Origin of the sequence: Streptomyces chilikensis (assembly GCF_001642695.1) — a bacterium.
Taxonomy (GTDB): Bacteria; Actinomycetota; Actinomycetes; order Streptomycetales; family Streptomycetaceae; genus Streptomyces; species Streptomyces chilikensis.
The window spans coordinates 1-19,677 of the sequence record NZ_LWCC02000048.1; the positions used below are offsets into that span (position 1 = coordinate 1).

Annotated in this window: 15 protein-coding genes; 7 read left to right on the forward strand and 8 right to left on the reverse strand. The window is 70.5% G+C overall.

Translation table 11 applies throughout. From position 1 onward, the window contains the following. Positions 1–773 precede the first annotated feature (773 nt). Positions 774–1,355, forward strand: a complete 582-nt coding sequence (locus A2U95_RS21650; protein ID WP_277350961.1) for a caspase family protein — start codon at positions 774–776, stop codon at positions 1,353–1,355. Between the two features lie 85 nt (positions 1,356–1,440). On the opposite strand, the gene A2U95_RS21655 is transcribed toward A2U95_RS21650, so the two are convergent. Continuing rightward, on the reverse strand, positions 1,441–1,866 hold the full coding sequence (locus A2U95_RS21655) for an OsmC family protein (protein WP_055469927.1): 426 nt from the start codon (positions 1,864–1,866) through the stop codon (positions 1,441–1,443). Between the two features lie 527 nt (positions 1,867–2,393). Here A2U95_RS21655 and A2U95_RS21660 point away from each other — a divergent pair. Continuing rightward, positions 2,394–3,077, forward strand: coding sequence for a response regulator (locus A2U95_RS21660; RefSeq protein ID WP_166025853.1), 684 nt, complete (start codon positions 2,394–2,396; stop codon positions 3,075–3,077). Between the two features lie 61 nt (positions 3,078–3,138). Here A2U95_RS21660 and A2U95_RS21665 read toward each other — a convergent pair whose 3' ends face one another. Beyond that, complete coding sequence (locus tag A2U95_RS21665; RefSeq protein ID WP_166025855.1) at positions 3,139–3,873, reverse strand: hypothetical protein; 735 nt, start codon at positions 3,871–3,873, stop codon at positions 3,139–3,141. A 350-nt stretch (positions 3,874–4,223) separates the two neighbouring features. Then, on the reverse strand, positions 4,224–4,496 hold the full coding sequence (locus tag A2U95_RS32840) for a hypothetical protein (RefSeq protein ID WP_240957563.1): 273 nt from the start codon (positions 4,494–4,496) through the stop codon (positions 4,224–4,226). Positions 4,497–4,565: 69 nt separating this feature from the next. Between A2U95_RS32840 and A2U95_RS21670 the strand changes: the two genes are divergently transcribed. Next, positions 4,566–6,242, forward strand: a complete 1,677-nt coding sequence (locus A2U95_RS21670) for a hypothetical protein (protein ID WP_240957574.1) — start codon at positions 4,566–4,568, stop codon at positions 6,240–6,242. Between the two features lies 1 nt (position 6,243). Here the strand turns inward: A2U95_RS21670 and A2U95_RS21675 are convergent, their stop codons facing one another. Then, positions 6,244–7,605, reverse strand: a complete 1,362-nt coding sequence (locus A2U95_RS21675; RefSeq protein ID WP_166025859.1) for a sensor histidine kinase — start codon at positions 7,603–7,605, stop codon at positions 6,244–6,246. A gap of 304 nt (positions 7,606–7,909) precedes the next feature. Here A2U95_RS21675 and A2U95_RS21680 point away from each other — a divergent pair, with 304 nt between their 5' ends. From A2U95_RS21680 to A2U95_RS21690, 3 genes are all read left to right on the forward strand, one after another. After that, the gene (locus A2U95_RS21680) at positions 7,910–10,060 is read left to right on the forward strand and encodes an AAA family ATPase (protein WP_085571293.1); all 2,151 of its coding nucleotides are present in this window, start codon (positions 7,910–7,912) and stop codon (positions 10,058–10,060) included. A 76-nt stretch (positions 10,061–10,136) separates the two neighbouring features. Next, positions 10,137–10,490 (forward strand): hypothetical protein, encoded by a 354-nt coding sequence (locus tag A2U95_RS21685; RefSeq protein ID WP_125537126.1) that lies wholly within the window; start codon positions 10,137–10,139, stop codon positions 10,488–10,490. A gap of 399 nt (positions 10,491–10,889) precedes the next feature. Next, positions 10,890–11,420: a GNAT family N-acetyltransferase gene (locus A2U95_RS21690; protein WP_166025861.1), complete on the forward strand. Its 531-nt coding sequence runs from the start codon at positions 10,890–10,892 to the stop codon at positions 11,418–11,420. 359 nt (positions 11,421–11,779) lie between these two features. Here A2U95_RS21690 and A2U95_RS21700 read toward each other — a convergent pair whose 3' ends face one another. From A2U95_RS21700 to A2U95_RS21710, 3 genes are all read right to left on the reverse strand, one after another. After that, complete coding sequence (locus tag A2U95_RS21700) at positions 11,780–12,247, reverse strand: cupin domain-containing protein (RefSeq protein WP_063788357.1); 468 nt, start codon at positions 12,245–12,247, stop codon at positions 11,780–11,782. 1,191 nt (positions 12,248–13,438) lie between these two features. Further along, complete coding sequence (locus A2U95_RS21705) at positions 13,439–14,110, reverse strand: response regulator (RefSeq protein WP_085571308.1); 672 nt, start codon at positions 14,108–14,110, stop codon at positions 13,439–13,441. 140 nt (positions 14,111–14,250) lie between these two features. Next, entirely contained in the window at positions 14,251–16,314 is a 2,064-nt protein-coding gene (locus A2U95_RS21710; RefSeq protein ID WP_166025863.1) for a sensor histidine kinase, read from the reverse strand. 312 nt (positions 16,315–16,626) lie between these two features. On the opposite strand from A2U95_RS21710, the gene A2U95_RS21715 reads away from it, so the two are divergent. Beyond that, positions 16,627–18,216 carry an alpha/beta hydrolase gene (locus A2U95_RS21715; RefSeq protein ID WP_085571297.1) on the forward strand — a complete coding sequence of 530 codons (1,590 nt, stop codon included), beginning with the start codon at positions 16,627–16,629 and terminating at the stop codon, positions 18,214–18,216. Positions 18,217–18,519: 303 nt separating this feature from the next. Here the strand turns inward: A2U95_RS21715 and A2U95_RS21720 are convergent, their stop codons facing one another. Beyond that, complete coding sequence (locus A2U95_RS21720; protein ID WP_240957577.1) at positions 18,520–19,635, reverse strand: MFS transporter; 1,116 nt, start codon at positions 19,633–19,635, stop codon at positions 18,520–18,522. Positions 19,636–19,677: the final 42 nt, after the last annotated feature.

Below are 19,677 nucleotides of genomic sequence, written 5' to 3' on the forward strand. Positions count from 1 at the left end.
CCGGGCGCGGCCGCCGTCCCGGCGCACGGCGCCCCGCCGGGCCGGACGCCCGCCGGCGGCACGCCGGCGCCCGCTACCTTGGGGCGGGTGACGCCGGGGGCGGACCACGTGTCCGGCCGTCGCGTGAGGCGTGACCCGGCGATGTGGCGTTCTGCGAAAGATGAAAGGCTCGGAGCGTGAGTGAGACGAAGACCCCGGCCCTCCAGTTCCGCTTCGACGGGCCGGAACACGCTCCGGTGCTGATCGTGGGACCCTCCCTCGGCACCACCTGGCACAGGTTGTAGAGACCGTCCAGGGGCGTCTGTGCCAGTCCCCCGTGGGCACGAAAGTGCAGGTCGGAGCCTCTTGGTCCGAGAGCGTCTCCCCAGCTGGTGATGGCTGTGTGATACGAGGGTGATATGGCGAAGCGCCGCGGTCCGTCCTGGCGGGGTCTCTGCCCGGATGCGTGAGACGTCGAAGCCGCACCGGAGCGCTCCGGTGCGGCTTCGACGTGAGGTCGAACGCGTTGGCGCGCATGATGCGGTCGGCGCTCCTGAGCGGTCCGTGTGCCTGTAACTTTCTCGGGTGCCTGATTTGCGATCGCACCCGCTTATCCGTCCGTACCGGGGTGCGTCTTTCTCCCAGCGGGACGAGACATGCTCATGTATCTCGATTGCTACTTTGCCCGAGGGGCCGACCACTTGGCCGGGCTCACACGGCCATGACGGCCATCAGAAGCGGAGTCGTAGGCTATAAAGCTTGAAGAGCAGGGTCCGTGAAATATCGGCAGCTTCATCTCCAGCCAGACGGAGACCGACCTCACCGCCGATGACATGCGACTGGCCATCGGCGAGTTTCTTACGGCCTGCGACGAGGACGAACTGGCCCTGCTGTGTATCTCGGGGCACGGTGTAAGACGGGTCAGAGACGGCGGCGAGTTCTACGTCGTCGCCCGGGACACCGACTTCGACCGGGTGGCCGAGACCGGTGTTAGCGCCGGTTTCTTCGATGAGCTGTTGGAACAGTGCGCCGCGCCACAGAAGGTCGTCATGATCGACTGTTGTCGCAGCAGTGGCTTCGCCGTCGGCCGCACCTCCGACCAGCAGCCGAACGGCGCCGTGGCCAAGTCTGGCGAGCCGGCCCTGCTGACCAGTAGAGGCATGATGACCGCCGGCGGCCCGCTGCACGACCTCGGCACCCGCATACGGCCGGAAGTCGGCACGCCCCCCTGCGCCGAGCAGACAAGGGACGACAAGAAGGGGGCCGGCCCGCCGCCCATGAGGGTGGCAGGCCGGCGAGGCCGCTCCGGCTTCCAGTGGCAACGCCGTGGCCTGCCCACCTCGAATCGCCACTACGCGTCTTCAGCGGGTGCGTGAGTCAGACCTCTGGGGGACTGCACCGCAGTTCCGTTGCAGAACCGGCTCCGCCCGACGCGTCATGTGGCCGATCCCCGCCCCTGTTTCAGGCCAGCTTCGCGGTCAGGGTGATGGTCGTGCCGGTCAGGGCCTGGCTGACCGGGCAGTTCTTCTTGGCGTCCTCGGCGGCGGCGACGAAGGTGTCGTTGTCGAGGCCGGGGACGGTGCCCTCCACCGTGAGGTGGATGCCCTTGATGCCCTCGCCGGGCTGGAAGGTGACGTCGGCGGAGGTGGTGAGCTTGGTGGGCGGGGTGCCGGCGCCGGTCAGGCCGTGCGACAGTGCCATGGAGAAGCAGCTGGAGTGGGCGGCGGCGATCAGCTCCTCCGGGCTGGTCCTGCCGTTCGCCTGCTCGGCGCGCGACGGCCACGACACCGGCTGCTCGCCGATGCCGGACGAGTCGAAGGTGACGACGCCGTTGCCCTCGAGCAGGTTGCCTTCCCAGACGGTGTGCGCGGAGCGCGTGGTTGCCACGGTGGTTCCCTTCGTTGAGCCTTCGGCCCCTGATCGGGGCAGCGAGCCCATCGGATCACAGGAGGACGTGGCACGGCGGCACGGTGTCCCACGGCGATACCGGCGGTCTTGCGGTGTCAGCACCGCCCGCGAACGCAGGCCCTTGCCCGGACGGCACGCTTCACGAAGTTGATCGTCGTTCACTTTTGCGTAATTGTGTACTGCGTGCTGTAGGGCACGTAAGGCAGTAAGGCGAAGGGAAAGTGCTCCGACAGATGATCCCTCAGTTGCTAGAGCAACCTTCTCGGACCGGTCTGATCAGTCGCCAGGCCGGAGCAGCGTGCCGTCTCGTCTCTGCGCGTCGGCTGCGTCACGCTGCGCGCATCGACCCAACGCGTCCCGGAGACCCGTGCAGATATCGTGATCTCTCGTCATCGAGAGCCGGTACACATGCTCGTCGTCGGCGCATCGCTCGGGGCGGCAGTCGAGTCGGCCGCCCGTTTCACCCGCACCGCACGCCGGTGCACCGCACGAAGGAAGCCTCTTCCATGGAGTCCGTCCGCGTTCTGCTGGTCGACGACCAGCAGATGATCCGCACCGGTTTCCGTCTCATCCTCGAATGCGAACCGGACATCGCCGTTGTCGGTGAGGCGTCCGACGGCGACTCCGCTGTTCAGCAGGTCCTCGCCCTGCGGCCGGACGTCGTCCTGATGGACGTCCGCATGCCCGGCACGGACGGTGTCGAGGCCACCCGGCGCATCGTGGAGTCCGGTGCGGAAGCCCAGGTCGTGATGTTGACCACGTTCGACCTGGATCGGCACGTCCTGGACGCTCTCAGGGCCGGGGCCGTCGGTTTCCTGCTCAAGGACGGGCCCGCACAGTCTCTGGTGGAGGCGGTACGGATGGTGGCCGCCGGTGACGCGGTCCTGTCTCCCCGTGTCACTCGGCGGCTTCTGGACCGCTTCGCCCGTCTGCCTCAGCCGGCCGTCGGGGCCGCGTCCAGGCGGCTGGAGCATCTCACGGCCCGCGAGGTCGACGTGTTGCGTGCGCTGAGTCGGGGGCTGTCCAACGAGGAGATCGCTCAGGAGTTGGACGTCAGCAAGAACACGGTCAGGACACACATCGCTCATATCCTGGAGAAGTACCATCTGCGTGACCGGGTACAAGCGGTGATCCTGGCCTACGACGCCGGCCTGGTCACACCGGTCGGGCACGCTTCCACCGTCCGCTGACAGGCTGCTCCTCCCTGACGGCCTCCCACGAACGAGTCGTCAGCGCATCCGGGGCGCGAGATCAGAGGCGCAACGGCGACTGCGCGGGCGGCACTTCGTACGGCACGGCCTCGCGTACACCCGAGTACCTGGTCCGGCCCCACCGGTGTACGGCGTCGACAGAGACCCCGTACGGCGCCAGACGTCCGTTCAGACGCATCACACGGGCTTGCAGCGCCCGTTTGCTCACCGGCTCCCCGGCGGTGCCGAGCAGCAGACCCAGATCGTGACAACACCACTCACGGGAAGGCAGGCTTAGAAGTTCCAACAACACCTGCTGAGAAGCCTGGTGAGGCACGACCTGCGGACGACTCCGGGACGGTGCCCGCAGGCGTTGACGCCTCGAAGAGAGATCGATCCACCTGCGTTCGGCGACGATCCGTCCGGCCAACTCCCTAGGAGGGGTGTCCCGGGGGAGCACGTTGACGGCCCCCGCACGCAGCGTGGCGACCACGTCCACGTCCCGGGGGGCCAGCACCACGACCGAGGAGATCGTGCTGAGCACGCGCACGCGCTGCTCAAGTCGGTCCGTTCCGCCGTCCTCTGACACATCGAGGACGGTCAGTCCGTCGGGCCTGCGCAGCAGCGACATGTAGGCCGGTGCGGAACCCCATGAGTGGGACAGGGCCGGCAGCACGTGGTACGGGCGCATGGTGCGCAGCAGACGGGCTGTCTTCTGCCGGCGCAGTGAGAGGACGACATCGACGGGGCAGGAGGAGGACATCGCAGTTGTGGGCATGGGCATGGGCATGGGCATGGGCATGGGGGTGGTACTCGTGTGGCGGGGGGTGGTACTCGTGTGGCGGGTCCGTTCCATGCTCGGCACCCCCGCGCGCCACCGGCTGCTCAAGCGGTGGTCGCCATGTGCTCACCTGTGCTCAACGGCGGCCGCCGAGGGTGCAGGGGCGACGAACTCTCCGCCCCTCGTGGGCGGCCGCTCTTGGTGATCCACGGACGCATATGCTCCTCTCGGAGTACTCCCGTCGCGGCCGCGCTCCGCGCTGTCGCGGTCAGCGGCCCGGGCGCGTCGGGCGAGACGGAGAGGCGGAGTGAGTGAGCACGCGCGGCGGCAGCCTGGGCCGGCGGTTGGAACGAGTCCGGGAGCGTTCATTCCTCGGACGCAGGCGTGAGCTCCACTTCTTCCGCGCAGCGTTGCACGGAGCATCCGGCGCCGCCTGCGTTCTCTACCTGCACGGTCCGGAGGGCACGGGCAAGTCGATGCTCTTGCGCCGGTTCGCGCTGGAGGCCCGTGCCGCAGGCCGCACCGTCGTACGGGTCGACGGGCGGACCACGCCGGCGACCGCCGATGCGTTCACGCGTGCCGTACGTCCCGTCACGCGGGAGCCTGGAGCCGTTCTGCTCGTCGATTCCTTCGAGCACTGCCGGTCCTTGGACGGCTGGTTGCGTGAGGAGTGCCTACCCCGCCTCCCCTGGGGCACCGTGGTCGTCGTGGCGAGCCGCCACGAGCCTGACCCTCACTGGCCGGCCGACCCGGGCTGGACGGGGCTGCTGCGTGTACTGCCCCTCGGCGGTCTGAGCAAGCCCGACGCAGCGGCGTTCCTCCGGCAGCGAGGCGTGCTCCCTCACCTGCACGACGCCCTGCTGGAGTTCACCGGAGGGCACCCCCTGGCTCTCGCCCTGGCCGCGGAGGCGGCGGTGCGCACGGAGACCGATGGCGGTGCCGATCACGCGGATCCTCCGCTGGGCCAGGACGCCGTCGCCACTCTGCTGCGCCGCCTCGTCGGTACCCCGCTCGACGAGGCTCACCAGGCAGCCCTGGAGGTGTGCGCCCAGGCCCGTGTCACTTCGGTGGCGTTGCTGCGGGCGGTCCTCGGTGACCAGGGCGAGGATCTCTTCCTCTGGCTGCGCGACCAGCCGTTCGTCCAGACCACCCGGCTCGGTGTGGCCCCCCACGCCGTCGTACGCGAGGCGCTGAGAGCCGATCTACGCTGGCGTGATCCGGCCGGATTCGCAGAACTGCACCGGAGGATCCGGGGCCACCTGCTCGAACGGACGAGGCTCGGGCCCGCTTCCCGCGTCCTCGAGACCGTGGGGGACCTGCGGTTCCTCCACCGCTCCGGGCGCTTTCTGGCAGATGCGCACGGCCGGGCGTCGGGCGGCCGGGCCGAAGAGCTGCCCCGCGCGGTCGGGCACGAGGCGACGCTGATCCGCCGGATACGCCGCCAGGAGGGACCGGAGTCGGCGCGCATGGCCGCGCACTGGCTGCGCGAGCAGCCCGAGTCCTTCCTTCTGCAACGCCTCGGACCTGGTGAGGAGGACGTCGGAGGTTCGGCGTGGTTGAGGCTCATGCCCTTCGAAGGGGAGGCGGAGGACCCGGTCGTCGCCGCCGCCTGGGCGCACACCAGGAAGCACGGTCCGGTGCGGGCCGGCGAGCACATCGCGCTGGCGCGGTTCCACGTCGGCGAGTACGGCGATCACCGTCCCTCCCCCGTGATGGACGCGTCCCTCGGGCGCATGGTGGGGGAGATCATCCGCGACGACAGACTGGCCTGGGCGTTCGCCGTCCTGCGCGACGACGGCTTCTGGGACTCTCATCTGCGCCACCACGCCATGGAGCCGACGGCCGGCACGGTGACCGTCGACGGTCACCGTCACCGTCTCTTCGCCTGCGACCGGCGTGCCCTGCCCGCGGTGTTCGGGGGTGCGGCGAACGCTCCCTTGCTCACCGGCGCCGCTCTTGGTCCAGCCCGCTCCGGGAAGGATCCGTGCACGGCGGCGGAGATCCTGGTGCTGGGCGAGGAGGAGTTCGCCGTCGCCGTGAAGGCCGCTCTGCGAGCCTTGCGCCGGCCACGTGAGCTGGCGCTCAACCCGCTCCAGCGCAGTCGTCTCGTCCTGGCGCACGGCATGGGTCTCAAGGACGTGGTCACCAGCGCGATCGGCAGCCTGCCGCTCGAGCGCGGTGGTGACAAGGGCTACCGGGCGGCGACCGCCGCCTACGTCGAAGGGGCCTCGACGCAGGCGGCCGCCGCTCGGCGCTTGGGGCTTCCCCTCAGCACCTACCGCCGCCACCTGGCGTGGGCGACACGCCGGATCACGCGGATCATGTGGGAGCACGAACTGTCCGGAACCCCGCTGCTGTCACCCGCGGACCGGCCGCGGCGTTGACTCAGGTGACCGGGAGAGCGAGGACGGTCCCGGCCTCGTCGTCGTGGGACCCGGTGCCGTCCTCGTGGCCAACGGGCTCGGCGAGGACGCAGGAGCTCCGGTCGTCCGGCGGGGGCGGGCCGTACACGGACGGAAGGGGGAGGGCGGCATGCACACAGTAACCGCCTCCGGGCCGGTGACCGGTGTGCAGTGTGCCGCCCATGGCCGCGACCCGTTCCCGGATCCCGACCAGCCCGTGCCCCGCCCCCCGGTCGAAGACGTGGGCCGGTGAAGGCGCGGCCTGCTCGCCGGGGCCCGCGTCGCAGATCCTCAAGGAGAGCCTGCGGCGGTCGTGCTCCCACGTCAGCGTGACGGCGGTGCGGGTGCGGCCCGCGTGCTTGAGCGTGTTGGTGAGGGCTTCCTGCACGATCCGGTAGACCGCCAGTTGCGAGCCGGCCGACAGGTCGACCGGTTCCCCGCTGATGGCGCAGTGGACCTGGAGACCGGCGGCACGTACCGACTCCAGCAGCGCCGGGATGGCGTCGATGGTGGGCTGCGGTGGCTGCTTGCTGGGGTCGGTGTCGTCCTCGTCGTCGGTGCGGAGCACGTCCAGCAGTTGCCGTAGCTCGGCGACGGTGGCCCGGCCGGTCTCCTCTATGGTGCGGTGCAGTTCGTGGGCCTTCTCCGGGTCGCGGGCCTGGACCCGGTCGGCGGCGATGGTCTGCACGACCATGAGGCTGACGTTGTGGGCGACGATGTCATGCAGTTCCCGGGCGATGCGCGCGCGTTCCTCCATGACGGCGGCACGGGCTTTGGCGAGCTGTTCACCCTCCAGCGCCTTGGCGCGCTCCAGCGCCTGATCCTGCATGGCGGTCCGCGTTCGTACCAGCCGGCCGAGGGACCAGGCCGCGGCCGTCAGCACCGCCTCGGTCGTGCCCGCGGCAAGCCAGTGACCCGCGGGCGCCAGCACGGCTTCCGTCACGGACAGCGCCGGAACGTGGAGGAGCGCCACAAGAGCGGCGGTGCGGCGCTCGGTCCGCACGGCGGTCAGGAACAGGGCAGTCGCGGCGCACAGGTAGGTGGGGCTGATCGCGGTCCCCTGCGGCCCCACCAGGTGGGGGACGTAACTCAGCGCCTGGAGGATGCTGCAGGTGACCGCGACCACCACGAGGCTCGCCAGCGGGAACCGGTGATGAACGGTAATGGGCGCACCGCAGACCAGGATGAGCGCGACCCACCAGCCGCCCGGCGCGTTGTGCAGGGCCTCGCTCGCAGGGACCAGGGAGGGCAGGGCCAGGCACCAGCCTGTCAGGAGAACGCCCAGGGCCAGGTCGGTCAGGGCGGGGGGCAGACGGCGGCGCGGCCACGAGTTCAGTGCGCTCATGACGGTCCACGGTAGACCGCGCCGGCCGACAGCGGCCCGCCGGGACACCGGAAGACGGCGTACCCCTCGTCCGTGGGTCAGCGCGAGCACGGACAGTCCGGATGTCGGTGCAGGAGCGTCCGGGGGCACGTACTCGTTCTCCAGGACGAGCAGGAGAGCGACCTCGTCCGGTCGGCCGATCCGCGAGTTCGCCTCGAAGGCGGAGCTCGCCGACGACCGGGACGGTTGGACTGGAGGGGTTGACCGATCCCTTCGCAGAGGAGTTCCGGTGAGTCCGGGACCAGTCCCTACCCGAGCCGAACCAGTGAGCGGCAGCAAGGCCACGGACCCCGCCGGCTCCTGTGGTGACGGTCTGCTCGGCGAGCACGTGGCCGCCGCACGTGCCCGGGCCTTCGTCGGCAGGGCGGCCGAGCGGGATGCGTTCCGAGCGGCGCTGGCGGGAGAAGCCGAAGCCCGTCCCGTCCTCTTCGTGCACGGGCCCGGCGGTATCGGTAAGTCCGCCCTGCTGCACCGCCTGTCCTGGGACGCGACCGCCGCCGGCAGGACGGTGGTGTGGGTGGACGGTGCGAGGACACCGGCGGACGCCTGTGGTCGCCTGGATGCGTTCCGTGATGTCCTTGACGATCCCGCACCCGTCCTGTTGGTCGACAGCCTGGAGCGGTGCACCGGGCTGGAGGCGTGGCTGCGCGAGAGCTTCCTGCCCGAGGTGCCGGGTGATGCGGTCGTGGTCATGGCGTCCAGGACCCCGCCGCAGCTCGGCTGGAGAACCGATCCCGGCTGGGCCGCCTGCGCCCGGTCGATGAAGTTGCCCGCGCTCAGTGCGGAGGAGACCAAGAGGGTCCTGGGCGACCAGGACGTGCCGCCACCTTTGCACGTCTCCGTGCGGGAGTTCGCGGGCGGCAATCCCCTGGCTCTGTCCCTGGTCGCGGCCGCCGCCCGCACAGGTGGGGAAGCAGGGTGGTCCATGGACGGGGGCGTCTCCCGACGGCTGACCGCGGTCCTGTTCCACCGTCTCGTCGGCGGCCTTCCCACCGAGCAGCACCGACGGACTCTGCAGGTGACCGCCCGGGCGGGGACCGTCACGGAGGAGTTGCTGCGCGCCGAACTCGGCGCCGGCGCGGCGGCCCGGTTGTTCGCGTGGCTGCGCGCGCAGCCCTGGGTGACGGCCGTCGGATGCGGCCTGCGGCTGGACGAGGCGGTACGCAACACGGTCGCGCACGACGCCAGATGGAACGACCCCGACGGGTTCGCCACTCTGCACGAGCGCCTGCACGACCACCTGGTGGAGCAGATACGCACCGTGCCTTTCGACCGCGCCCTGGACGCTGCGGCAGCCCTGCACCGCTTGTACCGGGACATCACGGCGCTGCCACCCGCCCATGAGTGGACCGCGCGGGACAGCCACGAGGACGAGGCGTGCAGACCTGTGGACGAGGCCACCGTGCTCGGCCTGATCGCGGACTGCGAAGGGCCGGAGTCCGCGGAGAACGCACGGTTCTGGCTGCGTCACCAGCCGGAGGCGTTCAGGGTCCGGCGGCCAGTCCCGTACGGCCCACCCCGAGCCTGCACGGCCTGGCTGAGGCTGACGGCGTACGAAGGGGAGACAGCGGATCCCGTGCTCGCCGCCGTCTGGGACCACGTCCGGCGGCACGGGCCACTGCGGGCGAACGAGCGGATCTCGGTGGCCCGCTTCCACGCCGGCCCGCGAGAGCGACGGGACGCCTCATCGGCCGTGGCGCTGTCGCTGCGGTGCCTCGTCGCGGAGACCGTGCGGACCGGCGGACCGGCCTGGGTGTTCTTCGTGCTCCGGGACGACGGCGTCTGGGACGGGGCGCTGCGCCGGCACGGGCTGCTTCCCACGGAGCACCGCTGGGACGTCGGTGGCGTTCCCCAGCGTCTGTTCGCCCGTGACGTGCGGGTCTTTCCCGCTTCCGACTGGCTGCGCGGGCTGCTGCGCTCCGTGTCGGGTGAGGGCGACGGCCGCGACCCCTGTCATCGGGTGAACGGTGCCGGCCTCGTCCGCACGGATGAGGCGCGGACGCCGACGGGGGTACTGTCCGAGCGGGAGTTCGCCGACGCCGTGCACGCGGGACTGCGGGCGTTGCGGCGGCCGTCGGAGCTCGCGCTGAATCCGTTGCGGCGTAGCCGGGTGGCCGCCGTAGGCGGTGAAGACCTGGCGGCCGTGCTCCAACAGGCCGTCTACGAGCTGGCCGAGGAGCAAGGTGGGCACGGACCGCACCAGGCCGCGGTGACCGCGTTCGTCGAAGGGACGGCCACGCACCAGGCAGCGGCCGAACGACTGGGTGTGTCACTGAGCACCTACCGCCGTCATCTCAGGACTGCGGTCGAGCGCGTCTCGGCTCGTCTGTGGCATGAGGAGGTGTACGCGTCCGGTGTGCCGGACGAATACACCTCCTCCGTGGGCGACCGGGAACAGAGCCGCGTGGACCGCTGACGCACGAGGGCGGCAGCCGGAAGGGCGGCACCCTCGTGCGGGTCTATGCTTCGCGGACTAGGTGCGATTCCTCCTGGTGGCCGAGATCGCGGCGGATTCCGCGCGAAAGGATCGGCTCATGGATCGCATGCATGTTCTCGTCGCCCTGGTCGCTGTTGTGGCCCTTGCCCTCACCGCATGGACCAAGCCTCTCAAGGTGTTGTCCTTCTGGCCCCTCGTCATCGTCTGCATGATCTCCTACCCCGTGGGCGCACGGCTGTTCTCAGCGTTCGAGGAGGGGCGGTCCGGCGGTGCGTGGGTCGAATGGACCTTCCTGCTCAGCGTCGCCCTTCTGATCACCGTGCTCGTCGCGTCGGCCCTCCGGTTCCTCACGTCCTCCCGAGGCCCACACACCGACCGTCACGCCTACCACCAGGACCCCGACGCGTGAGTGTCCCTCTCCCGTAGTCCGGTGAACCTTGATCTGTGACGGTCCGGGGTTCCCCTGAGTCCGGAACGCTGCTGCGGCCCCGGACCGAGAGGTCGTGTCGGTGAGCGGGGCGCGGGGCGCGTGTTCCGAACAGTCCGTGTCGTTCGGCAGTGTCGCCGACACGGCTGTTGAGCACCATGCTTCGACGGTCAGCTTCGTCATGGACGACAGCCTCCCGCTCCGGCCGGGCCCGCACGGGAATGACTCCCTTCCAAGGGGCCGGGATCCTGCCATGGGGGACGACACCGCAAATGACGGTGACGAGCCCCGGTCGGTGGCCCCGCAACGGCTGTCGGCGGTTGCCGCACTCCTGCACCGTGCCCTGCCCCCGCCTTCCCTGACTCCAAGCCGAGGACCACTATGCCCGCCCCCGCTCCGACGACCACCGCACCCCATCGCCCCTGCCTGCCGCACACCGGGACCCGCACCATCACCCGTCCCGCTACGCTCGATGACTTCGACGCGGTGAACGCGCTGCACAACCGCTGCTCGCTCGAGACGCGCTTCGCGCGCTACCAGGCCGCCCGGCGTTCCCTGCGCCGGGGCGAGTTCCACCACCTGACCCGCCCCGACCTGGGCCTCACCTGGGTCACCCACCCGGAGGACGATCCTCAGCGACTCATCGCGACCACCAACCTGGTCCGCACGACCGAGCCCAGCACCGCCGAACTCGGCATCATGATCGAGGACCCGTGGCAGAGCCGTGGCCTGGGCACCACGCTGGCGCAGTACGCCCGGGAGCAGGCCCGCACCTTCGGCTGCTGCTCCATGAGTGTCATGACCGGCTTGGACAACGTGCGCATGCTGAGAATCCTGAGGACGCTCGGTGCCTCCCGGCCCGCCGTTCACCGCTCGACCGCCGACCTCACAGTCTCCGTCGAGCAGCCGTAGCCGCTGCTGCCGGGCACCGGTGTCCTCCAGGACCGCACCGATCAGCTCGGGATCGATGATCTCGGTCAACTCGCCCAGATGGCCGGGCGCATACACGTCGAGGGCTGTCGCACCGGACCTGACGCTGACAGGATTCTGCGGCAACGGGACCTCCGGGACACTCGCAAAGGCTTCGACACCATGCGAACTACCAGAGGTCCCGCCTTCTCGACAGGGCGCACGAACCCTTAACGCACTGGCGTTGCACACAGCGGGACGCCAGCTTGGCGCACCGTGGCCGGTGACCGGTATGCGTCCGGTGAACGTCCGCCCAAGCACCGGGTACGGCGGCTGCGGCGGCGTCGCGGAGGGGCGGTCGTTCAGCCGAGGGTGTAGCCGTACTTCTCGGCAACCTCACCCATGGCGACCACATCGGCCGGGTCGAGGGGAGGGCCGACCTGGCCCCGGACACCGGGGCGGCCGATCTCCTGGAACATGCCGTCCATGCCGCCAGGCACATAGAGGAAGTACATGCGGGCGGGGTGGCCCGGGCTGGTGTTCTTGAAGGAGTGACGAACGCCCTTGGGGACGTACACAACCCCTCCGGGCTCGACGTCGAACTGCTCGTCACCGACGGTCACACGAAGTGTTCCGTCAAGAAGAACGAACGTCTCGGACTCGCCATGGTGGGTGTGCGGCGGGGGGCCGGCATCGGCCGGAACGATGGCCTCTGCCAGGGACAGTTCACCGCCGGTGTCAGCGGCGCTGAGCAAGGTGGTGTAGGTGTCCCCTACGAGGAACACCGGGGAGCCGCCGTCCGGCGGTATGTGCAGTGGGGGCAAAGACATGGTTCGTACTCTCTTGCGGGTGCGGGGAGCGCTGTGTGGCGCCTTGCTTGCGGGAAGAGGCGTGGCCTGTGCCCGAACCACGGGCACGTCGGCCGCCACCTCGCGCCCATCCGGTGCTGGGAACGGTCGAAGAGCGGTCGGCGAAGATGCTCGCCGGACGGGTGGCGAGAAGGGCGTGGCGTTCTCGGGGGTGTCGCGGGGGTGTCGCCGGGGCAGTGACGGCGGCTCGCCGGATCGGCCCGTTGCGTCGACGACTGCGGAGCGTGTGGTCTCCCCGGAGTCGCCGGAGGATCGTCTGCCCGCCGTTGGAGCCGGGTAGTTCCCGCCTCCGTGGGTCCGTCCGCCAACAGCATGAAGGGGCGGCAGAAGCGGGCGGCCGCGGTCAGCTCCTCGGGAGCCCTGCTGCCGCTCGTCTGCTCGCCGATGCCGAAGAAAACGAAGGCGACGGCGCGTTCGCCCTCAAGCGGGTTCCTTCCCAGACGGTGGGTGCAGGCACGGTGGGTCCCATCCTCCTCGTGTATCGAGCCTCGCGTCGGGGCTGCGGGACATATCCGAGCACACGATGCCGCGATACGGCGGCGCGCCCGATATCCCTTTTCTGGGGAATCGATCGCAGGGTCGGCGGCCGCGTCGCCGACGGTCGAACGCCGCCCTCCAAGGAGCGCCGGTCGCTTCACCCATCAGTGAGGTTTGCTTCCGTAAAGGTGTGTTCTTGGAGCGGTGTAGGTGGGTGAAGCCAGGAATCACGTGTGGAGGATGCCGTCCGAGTGACCTTCACGTTGCTTCAGTGACTGATGCGGCGCGACTCGTCGATCGCCGGCAGGAGCAACGCGCCGTCTCGTCCGTCCGCGAACCCCGTGTCTCGACGGCACGGATCGTCGCAGTGAGATCACGGAACGACCCGTGCGGGTTTCGTGACCTGCTCTGCTGGTGGTCTTCGTGGTCGTACCTGCCGAGCAGCAGCGCACGGGGAGCGGACAAAGACCCGGCGGTGACTGTTCCGGGGCCCGGCCCTTCCGCGCTGGGCGGCCTTGCTTTCGGGGTCCTGGACGGCAGGCGAAGAAGGCTGGGCGGAGTCGGCCCGCGCAGGGCAGCGGCGGCGCAGTCCACCGCGGGTCCGCGATCGCGACTGCCGGCTTCGCGGCCAACTCTCCCTCTGATCGCCCTGGTGGCAGGCAAGCGGAGGGCCGCTCAGAGAGCCGGCGTCACCGACGGGCGGACCAGCCCACTCTCGTAGGCGAAAATGGTCGCCTGCACACGATCCCGTAGGCCCAGCTTGTTGAGCACTGAGCTCACGTGCACCTTCACCGTTCCCACGGCTACTTCCAGACGCGCGCCGATCTCCGCGTTGCTCAGGCCCGTGGCGACGAGGACGAGGATCTCGCGTTCGCGGCTGGTGAGGCTGTCCAGCGCCCCTGTGATCTCCGGAGCGAAGGAGGCCCCCCGAGCGAAGGCTGCTATCAGACGCCCCGTGACCGCGGGCGCGAGGACGCCGTCACCGGAGGCGACCACCCGTATCGCGGCCAGGAGGTCCTCCGGCTCGGAATCCTTGAGCAGAAAGCCGGAGGCCCCGGCGCGCAGAGCTTCGTAGACATAGGCGTCGAGGTCGAACGTGGTGAGCACGAGAACCCGGGAGCCGCTGCCGTGACTGGTGATCAGCCGGGTCGCCGTCAGTCCGTCCATACCCGGCATGCGGATGTCCATGAGCACCAGGTCGGGCGCGAGCTGTGCCGACATCGCCACAGCCGCGTCACCGTCCGCTGCCTCGCCGACCACGGTCATGTCGGTTTCGGCCGTCAGGATCGCCACGAAACCCGCGCGGACGATCGCCTGATCGTCCACGACCAGCACACGGATACCGATGGTCCTGCTCCTCTCTTCGCCCGCACCCGGGCCACTGTCTGCGCCGCATCCTCCCATGGAGGCGGTGCGCGGGACCCACCAGGTCGGCGTGCGCATCCAGAGGCCGCCACGCAGTCGCCGACCTGTCGGCACGGACACTTCTACATGCGAGGGGTGTTCGTCACGACGGCTCTTCGAGGCGCTTTCGGCGCTCTGCCGGCGTCCAGGCTTCCGAGCAACTGGCGCATGGCGCTCAGTGTCGCCCGCGTAGCCGCGGCCACCTGCTCCAGGCTGCCCTCCTCAGCCGAGGAGATCATCCGGTCCGTCTGCCGGAGCACCGTCTCCCGCAGACCGACGGCGACTCGCTGCCGTTCGCCGTGGACCATGGCCCTCGTGCTCGACAGCACAGTGGTGAGGGCCGTGTCCTCCCGGCCCAGTTCCCGCCTGCGACGCCTGTGCATCAGCCATCCCGCCCCCCAGGCGGCCGTGCATCCCAGGCCGGACAGGAACAGCGTCCAGCAGGCGAGAAACAGCACGAGAAAAGGCCCGGCCGGGTCTCCGAGCAGCGTCCCGTCGGCGGCGAAGGCGGACGTGAAGGAGATCGCCGACGGGAGAACCGCGGCGGGCACGGACAGAAACGACAGCCGTGAGCCCGCCGGAGATGTCAGTGGATGCGCCGTCGGCAGCGGGACGTGTCGGCCGGAGGGCACGGGCGCGGTTCTCAGGACCCGGCCGTACGCCGCGACCGCGTAGACCGCGGCCGGTGCGACGATGCCGCCGCCGAGGAAGCAGATCGCGGAGGACGGCGGCAGCGCACCACCGCGGAGCAGAACCGGCCACAGGAGGGCGGCGGCCCCGGTCACCGCCAGGACCGCCCAGGGCGCGTGGCGGCGCCACAGCAACGGCAGTGCGTGGAGGGTCAGCACCGACACGAGCAGCAGGCATGTGCCGGCCCCGTAGCCGGCGTCCTCCGCCTTCGTCAGGGCGACGCCCGACGCCACCGCGGCGGCCGAGCCGAAGATCGCCCTGTCCGCGATCCGCTGTTCGCGAGGAAAGTCGCGCCGACGCCCTGGGCTCGGCCGAGGGCCGGACGCGGCGTCGGGGAGCACGGCGTGTACGCGCCAGCCTCCGTCGGGGCGGGGTCCCGCGGACAGCCTCCCGCCGAGGACGGCGGCACGCCGATGCATTCCTTCCACCCCCCGGCCGGAGCCGATCCCCGCCGTGCCGGTGTCCGTGCCGCCGGGCGGCCTGCCGTTGTCGACGGTCAGATGCAAAGTGTCCCCGGCCCGTTGCACCCGCACGCTGACCGCGGCGCCCGGCGCGTAGCGAAGGGCGTTGGTCAGGGCCTCCCGGATGATGCCGTGGGCCGCTTCCGCCGCGGGTCCGGTGAGATCAGCGGGCAGGGAGACGGAGACGGGGCGGCCCAGCCTGCCGAATCCGGCGATCAGCGTCTCGATCGGAGCGGTCATCGCCTGGGGAGCCGGTGGGTCGTCCACCTGCATGACCGCTACGAGACGCCGCAGTGCGGACTGGGTCTCCCGTGCGGTGCGGCGCGCGAACGCGAGTGCCTCCGCGGCCAGGTCGGGCCTGCTGTCACCGAGCCTGCGGGCGGCCTCGACGGATACCACGACGGAGGTGAGGTGGTGCGCGCTGATGTCGTGCAACTCACCGGCCAGCCGTTCCCGTTCCGCCTCGGCGGCCTGCGCCTGCTGCTGCTCGGCACCGGCCAGCCGCTCCGCCGTGGCCTGCCGTTCCCGCAGCCAGTGCCGGCGGCCGGTGCCGAGAGCGGACACCAGCAGAAAAGGGCCGACACCAGTGAGCCAGTCGGAGAGGAGAAGACCGCCGACGCCGTGCCGTGCGGCCGCCTGCAGGAGCTGGACGACGGCGACAGCCGCGGTCGCGCCCAGGCCGACGGGCCAGCTGCACAGAACGGTGACGGTGAACAGCGCCACCATGACCGCCAGCCCCGGTACCAGGCCCAGCAGGTCGGGTGGCGCCAGGATCTGTCCCACCACGGACACCGCGACGATGACGCCCAGGGCGGCGAGCGGTGCCCGGTGACGCCGATCGAGCGCCACCACAGCGAGCGCCGTGGCACAGAAGGCGGTGATCCACTCAACGGTGTCCGGCGGCTCCTTCGAAGACGCAACGACGCTGAACCACAGCAGCAGTTGCGCTCCCATGAACAGTACCGGCAGTGGCCTGACCCGACGTCCTTTCCCCATTGGCGCAAGTGTATGGCCGGGCGTCGCCCTCCCCGACACCGCGGGGTTCAAGGGGTCACGCGGTGCCGGCCCTGCGGTCGCGCCACCGCTCTATGTCCCGCGGACTAGGCGACGATCCTTCCGGCGGGCGACGGGGCGGCACGTTCAGCGCGAAAGGATCGGCACATGGATCGCGTCGTCGCGTCGAGCCTCCGGGGGGATCAGGTCCTTCCAGGGCACACGCACCGACCGGTACGCCCACCACCACGACTTCGTGTGAGCGGCCGTCCACTGCGCCCGTATCACCCACACCAACTGGAGACCGGCACAAGCATGCCCGCACAACCTCGCATGTCCCGGACCGCTGTCGCCCTGGCGTCGCTCGCCGTGCTGGCGGCCACCGCGGTGACAGCCTGCAACCCCGAGACCGCCGACGACGCTCGCGGCGATGCCGCGATACCCGCGGTGCCCACCGCTCTCAGCGAGCAGGAACTGAAGTGGAGCACGTGCTCCGCTCCGTCCACGGCTCAGGGCGGCGGAGACAGGCCCGAGAAGCTGCCGGACGGAACGACGTGGCAGTGCAGCACCATGAAGGCTCCGCTGGACTACGCGGACCCCGACGGCGAAACCATCGATCTGGCCCTGATCCGGGCGAAGGCGTCCCCGGACTCCGGCGAGAAGCGCCTCGGGTCCCTGGTCTTCAACTTCGGCGGCCCCGGCGGCTCCGGGGTGCTCACCCTCCCCCTCGCCGCCGGCGACGAGTACATGACGCTTCACAAGCGCTATGACCTGGTCAGTTTCGACCCTCGCGGGGTCGGGGACAGTGCCGGCGTGCACTGCCTGGACACGAAGGCCATGGACGCCTGGCTGGCCGCGGACGCCACCCCTGACGACGCCACGGAGGAGAAGGCCCGCGAGCGTGGGGTACGCGCGTTCGCCCGAGCCTGCCAGAGCGAGTCGGGCGCGGTGCTGGATCACGTCGGCACCCAGGAGGCCGCACGTGACCTCGACCTGATGCGCCACGTCCTGGGCGACGAGAAACTCAACTACTTCGGCATCTCCTACGGCACACAGCTCGGCGGCGTCTACGCACATCTCTTCCCGAAGCGTGTCGGGCGCTTCGTCTTCGACGCCGTGGTCGACCCCACCGAGGACGCCCTGCACGGTGCCCTCGGCCAGGCGAAGGGGTTCCAGGGCGCACTGCGCAACTTCCTGGAGGACTGCGCACGGCAGGACTCCTGCTTCTTCGAAGGCACGAACCCGCAGCAGGGCGAGAAGGACATCATCGCGCTGCTCGAGCGCCTGGACACCGACCCCCTGCCCACGGAGTTCGGGCGTCCCCTGACTCAGAGCCACGCCCTCAACGGCATCGCCGCCGCCCTCTACGACCAGGAGAGCTGGCTGCTGCTCAGGGGCGGACTGGCCGCCGCCATGGACGGCGACGGCAGCGCACTGCTGCTGCTCTCCGACCTCCTCAACGAACGGATCGACGACGACGGATACGCCAACATCAACGCAGCCAACACCGCGGTGAACTGCGCGGACTACAAGGACCGCTTCACCCTTGAGGACGTACACCGCCACCTGCCCCGATTCCGCACGGCATCTTCGGTGTTCGGCGACTGGATGGCCTGGGGGCTGCTCCAGTGCACCGGCTGGCCCGCTGACGGCCACGCATCCACCGTCGAGGTGTCGGCCGACGGCGCGAACCCAGTCCTCGTCATCGGCAACACCGGTGATCCGGCCACTCCCTACGAGGGTGCCAAGAAGATGGCGGACGAACTGGGAGAGAAGGTCGGCGTCCACCTCACCGTGGACGGCGAGGGGCACGGCACCTACGCCGTCAACGACTGCCTGACCGAGCTGGTCGACGCGTATCTGCTCGACGGGACGGTCCCGGCGAACGACACCGTCTGCTCGTGACGTTGGCGTCCCTGCGGCTTCCCTGAGCCACCGTCCCCAGCGGCGGGCAGGTCCGCTGCCCGCCTCGGCAGACCGTTTCCGCTGACCGCCCGGACAACGCTTCTGCTCCGTCCGATGCGCCTCGATGGCCGGCATCCGCACCGGACGGACTCCGCTGCCGAGCCCGGGGCGTTCGGCCGGCGGCGGTTCCGGCTCTCGCGGGCGGGCCCGTGGCACGGCGGGGGAGCAGCGGTCGGCGTACGGCTGTCGGGGGAGGGCCTTGCGGGGGCCGAAACGCGCTGCGTGCCGGGCCGGCGGCGGGGGTCACGGGGTGGGGTGGCGCATGGCCGGCAGGATCAGGGAGGCGCCCAGAAGGAGCACCCCGGCGACGACGAGCAGAATGCCGTCGAAGCCCAGCCCCGTGAGCGCACCGGCGAGCTGTGGGCCCAGGCTGGCGCCGATGAACATGCTGCACCCGTAGAGGGCGACCGCCGCACCACGTGCCTGCGGGGCGTTGGCGTTGATGGTCTCGACGACCGCGGGCGCCGCTACCGCGACGGCGGCCACGAACAGCAGCAGGGCCAGGGCGAGCAGCGCCGTGTTACCGCCGAGGAAGGAACCGGTGGCGACGGTGAGAGAGGCCAGAGTGAAGGCGAGGGCCGCGCGCAGGGGCGCGGGCAGCCGCCCGAGCACGGGGACCAGCAGGGGTACGGCGATCAGGGCGGGGAGCGCGCTGGCCCGCAGGGCGAGGATCGCGGTGGCATCGCCGGTGACGGTCGGTGGGCCCGCGATGGCCACCGCCGTGTAGAGGGAGACGAAAGCCGTCATCAGGGCGACGGTGGACAGGCACAGGGCGCCCAGCCGCGGCTGTCGCAACAGCCGCGGCATCGCCGCGAACGCCTGCAGCAGTCCGCCGTCGGTGCCTCCACGCGGAGTGGGTCGCAGGACCCGGCGCACCGGGAACAGGTTCAGGGCCATCAGCACGGCACTGATCCAGAAGACCGCACGCCAGCCGATTCCGGCCGCAACAGCCTGCGCGCCGACCTGAACAACGACGGCGGCGGCGAGCATGCCACTGGTGACGCAGGTGAGGGAGGTGCCGCGGTGTCGAGGCGCGATGTGCCGGACGACGTAGGAGAGCGCGGCAGGGGCGAAGGTCGCGGCGGTCAGTCCCTGCAGGCTGCGCAGCACGACGGCGGTGGGAAGGTCGGAGACCGCGCTGACCGCCGCGGTGGACGCCGTGGCGGCCGTGAGCCCCACGGTGATCACGGCGCGTGGTCCGTAACGGTCGCAGAGCGGGCCGGCGAAGAGGAACCCGGCTGCGTAGGCGAAACCGAATGCCGTCGCCGTCCACGTGACCTGACCGGGTGTGGTGCCGAACTCGGTGGCCATGGGGTACAGCAGTGCCAGGACGGTGTACATCTGACCGACCATCAGCATGCCCAGCGTGGTGAGCAGTGCTGTGGTCCTGGCGGCCGGGGC

Coding starts and splice junctions, on each gene's coding strand:
- A2U95_RS21665 (WP_166025855.1), bottom strand. CDS start 3,873: ATGCCCATGCCCATGCCCATGCCCACAACTGCGATGTCCTCCTCCTGC.
- A2U95_RS21690 (WP_166025861.1), top strand. CDS start 10,890: ATGCCCGCCCCCGCTCCGACGACCACCGCACCCCATCGCCCCTGCCTG.
- A2U95_RS21720 (WP_240957577.1), bottom strand. CDS start 19,635: ATGCTGATGGTCGGTCAGATGTACACCGTCCTGGCACTGCTGTACCCC.
- A2U95_RS21700 (WP_063788357.1), bottom strand. CDS start 12,247: ATGTCTTTGCCCCCACTGCACATACCGCCGGACGGCGGCTCCCCGGTG.
- A2U95_RS21675 (WP_166025859.1), bottom strand. CDS start 7,605: ATGAGCGCACTGAACTCGTGGCCGCGCCGCCGTCTGCCCCCCGCCCTG.
- A2U95_RS21710 (WP_166025863.1), bottom strand. CDS start 16,314: ATGGGGAAAGGACGTCGGGTCAGGCCACTGCCGGTACTGTTCATGGGA.
- A2U95_RS21660 (WP_166025853.1), top strand. CDS start 2,394: ATGGAGTCCGTCCGCGTTCTGCTGGTCGACGACCAGCAGATGATCCGC.
- A2U95_RS21715 (WP_085571297.1), top strand. CDS start 16,627: ATGCCCGCACAACCTCGCATGTCCCGGACCGCTGTCGCCCTGGCGTCG.